This is a genomic window from Streptococcus sp. HMSC071D03, assembly GCF_001812125.1.
GTDB lineage: Bacteria > Bacillota > Bacilli > Lactobacillales > Streptococcaceae > Streptococcus > Streptococcus pseudopneumoniae_N.
In genome coordinates, this window is the sequence record NZ_KV807769.1 from 40,241 (window position 1) to 48,644 (window position 8,404).

An 8,404-nucleotide genomic window follows, 5' to 3' on the forward strand; every position below is an offset into this window, starting at 1 on the left:
AATCCTAAACTTTTTTTCATCATAATCTCCTAATGAAGTCACCTAATCAAGTGACTTTTTTGTGGGGTGAGGTAATGGTAATAGAACTTTTTTGAAAAATGGTAGAATTTGAGAAAAGTTAAGCTAGTTTTAAGCTTCGTCTTGTATTATATCTTTATTAAATAAAGACCTCCTAACTTTATTTAATAAAATCCTAAACTTTTCTTTTTCATAATAATCTCCCTTAACTCCACCCAATCAGGTGGAGTTTTTTGGCTCTATTTCAGGCTTTTGGGAGTTTCCTAAACATCATTTTCCAATAAATTTCGGTATTTTTAGGATTTTGGTCGGGGAATTGGCGGGGATTTTTTAGTGAATATGACTAAGAAATAGGTCTATTGTCGTTTCAGTGAGTTCGTCCTCAACTTGGTTATAACGATCCGTCATATAGATTTTTGTATGGCCTAGTGCCTGCCCAAACTGCTCGGTTGGAACTCGTGAAATAATGTGAAGAAGTGGTACATCATGTGTAAGCCTATCGTTTCATTTCGTGGATTAAAATGTTGGTTTGACTGATTTGAGTTGATGAGCGCCCATGTTCATTGATAGTGATGTAATCTTTTGTTGTTCCTTGATAATTTTTAACTTTCTCTTAATCTTGAAAGTATTATTGGACAAGGGAGTAAAACTTTGACAAAATTTGTGAACTATGGGATAATAAAAAGGAATTGAGTACTAGTTCTATATCATAGGCTAGAAAAGACCCCAAGCTCACGTCCAAATAAGCTAGGGGTCTTTTTTGACACTATTTGTCCTTGTTTAGCCATTTATCGACTAAGCGAAGAACGGCACCGACCACAATTGGTCCAATGATAGTTTTAAGGATTAGTTCCATCATGGACTATTTTACTTTCTCTCGCAGGCGATGAAGCAGTGACGTAGAATAAAGTGCCAAACTCGGGAGTCACCCAATCGGGTGGCTTTTTTGTTTGTGGGCTGGATTTTTGCTATAATAGGAGCATGAGTAGAATTTTAGATAATGAAATCATGGGCGATGAGGAGTTGGTAGAACGTACCCTTCGTCCCCAATATTTACGTGAATATATCGGTCAAGACAAGGTCAAGGATCAGCTTCAAATCTTTATCGAAGCAGCTAAAATGCGTGATGAGGCGCTGGACCATGTTCTTTTGTTTGGCCCTCCAGGTCTCGGGAAAACAACCATGGCTTTTGTCATTGCCAATGAACTGGGAGTCAATCTCAAACAAACATCTGGTCCTGTTATCGAAAAAGCCGGTGATCTGGTAGCGATTTTGAATGACTTGGAGCCAGGAGATGTTCTTTTTATTGATGAGATTCATCGCTTGCCTATGTCGGTGGAAGAGGTGCTTTACAGTGCTATGGAAGACTTCTACATCGACATCATGATTGGTGCGGGGGAAGGTAGTCGCAGTGTCCATCTAGAATTACCACCTTTTACCTTGATTGGTGCGACGACACGAGCAGGAATGCTATCAAATCCTCTTCGTGCGCGTTTTGGGATTACTGGTCACATGGAGTATTATGCCCATGATGACTTGACAGAGATTGTCGAGCGGACGGCAGATATTTTTGAGATGGAAATTACTCATGAGGCAGCTTCTGAGTTGGCCCTCCGTAGCCGTGGAACTCCTCGTATCGCCAATCGTCTCCTCAAGCGCGTTCGCGACTTTGCGCAGATTATGGGCGATGGCTTGATTGATGATGGGATTACGGACAAGGCTTTGACCATGCTGGATGTAGACCATGAAGGCTTGGACTATGTGGACCAGAAAATTCTCCGCACCATGATTGAGATGTACGGTGGAGGTCCTGTCGGTCTAGGAACACTTTCTGTTAATATCGCTGAAGAGCGTGAGACGGTAGAGGATATGTACGAACCTTATCTGATCCAGAAAGGATTTATCATGCGAACTCGTTCAGGTCGAGTCGCGACAGCTAAGGCATATGAACATTTGGGGTATGAATATATTGAAAAATAAGACTGAAATCTTAGACTCTTTTAGAGAAAATCCTGACATGATGGCTATTCTGACTATCATCCGTGACTTGGAGTTGAAAGATTCCTGGTTGGCGGCTGGTTCAGTCCGAAATTTTATCTGGAATCTCTTGTCAGATAAGCCATCCTTTGACCGTGAAACGGATGTGGATGTGATTTTCTTTGACCCAGATGTGAGTTACGAAGAAACACTGGCTATAGAGAACAAGTTGAGGGAGGACTTTCCCCAGTATCAATGGGAGCTGAAAAATCAAGTCTATATGCATCAGCATAGTCCCCATACGGAACCGTATAGAAATTCCTGCGATGCCATGAGTAAGTATCCTGAACGTTGTACGGCAGTAGGACTTCGCTTGCAAGCTGATACAACTTTAGAGCTCTTTGCGCCTTATGGTTTGGAGGATATTTTGAACTTTCAGGTTGCTCCAACTCCACATTTCTTAGAAAATCAAGACCGAATGAAGCTCTATCAAAAGCGTTTATCCAAGAAAAATTGGCGAGAAAAATGGAAAAATCTTACAGTTAAAAATACTTAAGGAAACTTTAAGATAGGAGCTGTATACTTATTTCATAAGTTAAGAAGAACTTAACTTTAACTCCTAAAACTTTTTCATAATAATCTCCCTATAAAAAATTAAGTCGCCCAATCAGGCGGCTTTTTTTGATGGATCAATGATTCGACATATAGTAGATTGAACCTAGAATAGTACGCTACGGATTTTAAAATATTTTTAGAAATTGATCTGACTTTTCTTTCTGGTCAATTTGTTTATATTTTATTTCATCCTACTGATTTTTTACAATAATATTTGATTTTTTAAAGGTAAACAGATGATTATTGGACAAAAAAGAATCTTACAATCAGGGAAAATCTACAAAAAGTTCAAGGCGTTTGTGTTAATCTATTTTCAACTTAATCTTTGGACAAAGAAGCCTATAGTGTGCTATAATAAAGTGTTATAGATTGAGCTCTATATCAAAAATTTTTTAAGACTACACCATTGCTTGTCAGGGTGAAAAAAGAGAAAATATCCATGTAACGTGGCTGTGTATCTTAAGGATGTTTTGGTATTTAGTTTTTTATAAAAAATAAACTCAAGGAGAAAAAACATGTTTTTTAGACGTCAGGAAGGACGATATAGAGAAACAGACCGAGTAACGAGGTATAAATTGATCAAGTCAGGGAAACACTGGCTTCGAGCATCTACCTCTCTTTTTGGTTTGTTCAAGGTTCTTCGTGGTGGTGTTGATACTGCTCAGGTGACAACTGAAGTTGTGGAAGATCGTGTCTCAACTTCTTTAACTGGGATAGATGTCCTCAAGGGGATAGTTGCCGCGGGGGCCGTTGTTGGTGGTGGAGTTGCCACTCATACGCAAGTCCATGCCAATGAACAGCTGGCTGTAGAGAAAGTCGTGGATGGTACTGACAATCTAGTGAATTCTGATCAGGTTGTTTTGGGAACTGTCAATAAAGATGAGGAGCAGCAAACGTCTGTTTCAACATCTACCTCTGTTAGTGAGAGTGTCTCAATCTCTGCTTCTACAAGTGCCTCTATTTCGGCCTCAACAAGTGCATCCGAGTCCGTAAGTGCCTCAACATCAGCTAGCACTAGTGCCAGTGTTTCATCTTCAACTTCAGCTAGTATCTCATCTTCATTGAACGATTCTGCCTCAACATCAGATAGTGCTTCGACTGTTGCAAGCAGTTCCCTCTCTGAGGTTTCGCATGTAGAAGGTTCACAGACGGCTCCTAGCGAAGATGCTATCAGTAATGACGGAACATCCAGAGCCACAGTTAAGGCTAGCGATATTAAGGTCAATCCTGATCTTTCTAGTTCTCTTTCAACTGCAGAAAACTTCACAAGTCAAAATGCGAGTCTGACAGCAACCACAACAGCGACTCTTGCTGCGACAACGACTGCAGAAGTGAGCGCTAAAAAGCAAGCAGAAGACCGTAAGAAACTGGCAGCACTTTCAGCTGAAATGGGTGAATATCTAGCTAAAGCAGTTAATTTACCTGATACAAGCTCAGCCATTCTTAAGGTGAAATCTGCTATTGCTGAGATTGAGTCTGCCCTCAAGGATCCAAACGCTGATCTAGGAACAGTTGTCAAGACAGCTACTTCAGCTCGCAACTCTATCGCCAATGCGGTTTCACGTGCAACCTCTGGCCAACGTGATAGCCGTAATGGACAACCAATGGCAACGGGAGAAAATCTCCGAGGTATTTCTCCGATTGCGGTAAACAATCACACCACAGCTCAACTTGAACAAGGTAGTTATTCAAGTTCTAATCGTGAGGTTGTCTGGAAAATCAAAATGCATTCGCAGAGTCCGCTTAATTACGCAGGTCTGATCGCGCAGGTGGATAGAAACACAACCATCACTCGTGTTCTTTTCAATGGAGAAGCCATGGAGAAACGTGGTGGTTCTGGTAATGAATATGTATTCAACAAGCGCCATGATTTGAATGGAAACCTTGAAGCGACTATATTGGTGTATGCGACGGTAAACAATCGTTCTAATGAAGCTACTTTGAATGCTCAAGTGGCAACAAGCAGTCAACCGTTTACAAGCGCAAATGCTTCAGGGAATTATAGTAGCTCAATGAGCTCAACCGTTTCGACTGGGGAAACAGGTCAGTCTAGAAACACGGGAGGTCAGAGCCGTGCGGCATCTCAGCGACCAACTATTAGCTTGCCAAGTGAGATTGCTTATTATAATGATGATACCATTACACCTGTGAATATGATCCTTAGTGATGACACCGGAATGGCAAAAGTAGAACCTGGGAATAATCCTATCATCACAGGTTTGGGTGCACCAGACTATCCATATAATATAGTAAAAGGTAAGAAAATAAACGGAGATCTTGCGACATATGACCAACGTGGGCATAAAACTGGATACCGCACATCTTATACGGTACATATTGTTGGAACCATTGGTCGTGAAGGAACAAATTGGCGGCCGTATGCGACTGGTGCTTATGCTATTGAATATAAAGTGACAGACAAAGATGGTCAAACAGCTACAGCACGTATGACTGTCCGTATTAAAGGTTTCAATGAACGTAACGAGCCTGTGGGTGGTGATACTGTTACGGTTAACAATCCATCTGCCTTGAGCGAGACTGAAAGAGCTCAAATCCTTGAAAACTTCAAAAGCAAAAATGCTACTATCCTCAACAGTTCTGATTACAAGAAAGATTCTGAAGGTGGTAAAGAAATTACAGTGTCTAACACTGGTGAAATCACCCTTACCTATCGTGATAACACTGTGGATGTCGTTCGAGCTAACGTGAGAGCTGAAACGGTACCTCCTGTAACTGGTGTTACAGTGACGCGTGATGGCGAGCCCATCCAAGCGACAGAGAGTCCAGACCCTAGTCGTGGGAAGGAACACATCGTCTATGCTGGTGATAACTTTACAGTTGATTTCACAGCGTATGATAATAGTGGGAAACTAAAAGAGTTTAAGATTATCTCCAAAGCGGACGCTAATCGACCTGCTTTAACAACCAACTTCTTCCAAGGTGATAATGATACAGGAGATGAGTATGGTACAGGTGTGGTTGACCATCTAAATAGTGGCGATATCAATGCTACTGAGAGCAGTCCAGCTCATATCGTTGTAAAGGCCCATCTTAGGGATGATTTGGAGTGGAAGTCAGGAAATACTTGGCAACGAAATGCGGTTGCTACCGACCAAGTAAATAATCGAAATGTCACAACAGGAACTGGTAATGTTCGTATCACTCAAGGACAACTGAAAGACCGTCTTAAAGTAATAAATCCTGACTTTACACCTGTAGCAAATAAAGATAGCTTAACAGATGATGAAAAGACAGCTGTCAAGACTGCCATCTATGCTAAAAATAATCAGGCAATACACCGTATCAAAGATATTGAAGTTGCAAACGATGGAACTGCAACGATTATTTATAAGGATTTAACAAGAAATACTATTTCTCGATCTGTTACAGTTAATGAACGTCCAAAACTGGAGATTCATTATGATAATGCTACAACTAAGGAAATCTATCTATACCGTGGGGAAGAAGTTAATGTAACCTTTAGAGCAACTGATGATTCTGGCAAGATTTCTTCATTAAAGTTTGAAATGCAAGGAACTGCGGATAGTGCAAACGGAAACAACTACGCAGGATATACTGGTCTCAATCGTTCAAATCCGATTACTAACTTAACGAATCAATCTGATGCAAAGATTACCCTTACAGGGACTCTAGGAAAAACTGTACAGTTAGGATCATTTGAACGCTATTTAATGGCAACAGATGATAAAAATACATCTGATAGTGACCATGCTAAAAATGGGATTACCGACAATGGTTATGTCAAATTTGTAATCAAAAGCCAGACTGATAAATATACTGCTGTAGCGAAGGCGTCAACGGTCTATACTTATGTAGGTGAAACAGCAGATGATTTGTCAAATGCGGCTAACTTTGTCCAGCTTGATGGTGGAGGACAGTTCCCTCAAGGAACGACTGTTTCATGGGTTAGTCGCATTGACAACACATCTGCTGGGACAAAAAGTGCAGTTGCACAGGTTACTTATTCTGATGGCTCGACTGATGATGTAACAGTTAACTATACTGTTTATCCGAAAGTTGAAGCCAAGACTTACAATGGTGTGACAGGTAAGTTCTATGCCTTTAAAGGAACGAAAGAAGCTAACCTTAGTAAAGTTGATGGAGGAGATTGGGCTAATAATATTGGTAGAGATTCTGATTTGTATACCAATCTTAAGGAACTTCCAACAGGAACCAAATGGTCTTATAAATATAAGTTAAATAACACAGGGGCTGAACAAACAACTAATGTTGGAACTCCTACTTTTGGTGAAGTATGGTATACGACTAAAGAGGTTGTGAATCTGGAACCTGTTAGTCACCATACAACCTATACGCTAATTGCCACTTATCCAAAAGGACGTTTTGGGGATGTTTCAACAAGCAATCCAGCCTTGACAAGTCAGACAAGCTTTGATTATACAGTTGTTGATCCTGTAGCTAGACAAGAGTATGTTACAACTGTGGGAAATAAGGCTCCATTAGCAGAGATTATTGCTAAGCCAGGAGAGGCACTTAAAAATTCGAATACAAGTGTAGCTTTCCCAACAGGAACAACCTTTAGTTGGGTCCAGGCTCCTGATGACGCTATGCTGGCAAACCCTGGGGTTTATACGAAAAAAGTTACAGTCACTCTTCCGCAAGGTTCCTATAGTGGAGCTCCTGGAAATAGTAGAACAGTAGACGTGACTATTAAGGTAAACCCACAAGCGCCAGCTATCTCAGTTAATTCTACCAATGAAACTGGCGGCTTGCCAAATCGTTCGATCGTTGTTACGAATGTCACACCTGGAGCTCTTGTAACATTAACATTAGCTGGTCATACATTCACCAAGACTGCTAAGGACAATGAAACAAGCGTCACATTTGAACCAACAAAATTGCAGGATGCTTATGATGGCAACAATGGTCTCCTTCCGACTAGAGATGTGACAGCTAAGCAAGAAAAAACAGTAACACTTCCAAGTGGTGGAACTGAAACCTTGAGTTCGTCTACAACGACTGCAACGATTACCAAGGAAACTGTAGCACCTGAAGTAACTTTTGAACTTTATATTAAGAATGATAAGACGGGCCTATGGGAAATACAATCCATCAAGAATAATGTTCGTCCAGGAGTCAGTGGTTACGAAGTCTTCGCAGGCGACAAGATTAAAGTTGTTTTAACTGCTAAAGATAATAGTGGTAAGATTAAAACTCTAAAATTAAATGATGGAATTTCTGATATAAATCGTATTTTCCAAACTGGTTATTCTTCAGATGATGATGCACTAGGAATTAAGGATATTACCACTGAAGCTTCAACAACAAATCCAAAAGTCCTAGAGTACACTGCTACTTACGGAGAAAATGTCCAATATAATGATAAAAACAAATGGACTCGTGGAACTAATGCTACAGATTTATCAGATAATACTGGTAGAGTAACGGCTGTAGTAGCGCAAGGGAAATTGAACGAAAAATTCCCGGGTGTTAAACCAAAAGATGCTGTCCAGGTTTCTAATTTAACTTCCTTGACTCAAAAAGATCTTGATAAGATTCTAGATGCAGTGAAGACGTCTAACCCAGCGTCAGATTTCCGTATTAAATCGTATGAGATTGCTAGCAATGAAACTGTAACGATTACCTACAAAGATGGAACCAAAAACACAGTAACTCCTGATTTGTCAGATTCGGATCATAAGTCAGCATCAGCGTCAACCAGTGCGTCAGTGTCTGCTTCAACCAGTGCATCAGTAAGTGCAATGACCAGTGCATCTGAGTCAGCATCAACAAGCGCAAGTCAATCAGCAAG

4 protein-coding genes and 1 pseudogene are annotated in these 8,404 nt (G+C 40.6%); 3 read left to right on the plus strand and 2 right to left on the minus strand.

What is annotated here, in order from left to right:
* Positions 1-348 precede the first annotated feature (348 nt).
* Positions 349-639: pseudogene (locus tag HMPREF2837_RS11870) on the minus strand (site-specific integrase); the annotation flags it as partial.
* 145 nt (positions 640-784) lie between these two features.
* On the minus strand, positions 785-877 hold the full coding sequence (locus tag HMPREF2837_RS06725) for a type I toxin-antitoxin system Fst family toxin (protein WP_049548417.1): 93 nt from the start codon (positions 875-877) through the stop codon (positions 785-787).
* Positions 878-999: 122 nt separating this feature from the next.
* On the opposite strand from HMPREF2837_RS06725, the gene ruvB reads away from it, so the two are divergent.
* From ruvB to HMPREF2837_RS11455, 3 genes are all read left to right on the plus strand, one after another.
* Positions 1,000-1,998: a Holliday junction branch migration DNA helicase RuvB gene (ruvB, locus tag HMPREF2837_RS06730; protein ID WP_080979360.1), complete on the plus strand. Its 999-nt coding sequence runs from the start codon at positions 1,000-1,002 to the stop codon at positions 1,996-1,998.
* A complete protein-coding gene (locus HMPREF2837_RS06735; RefSeq protein ID WP_049548416.1) occupies positions 1,979-2,551 on the plus strand; it encodes a nucleotidyltransferase family protein in 573 nt (190 codons plus the stop codon). The genes ruvB and HMPREF2837_RS06735 overlap by 20 nt, the downstream gene beginning before the upstream one ends.
* A gap of 574 nt (positions 2,552-3,125) precedes the next feature.
* Positions 3,126-8,404: accessory Sec-dependent serine-rich glycoprotein adhesin (locus tag HMPREF2837_RS11455; protein WP_186823208.1), on the plus strand; the 5,279-nt coding region annotated here is incomplete at its 3' end.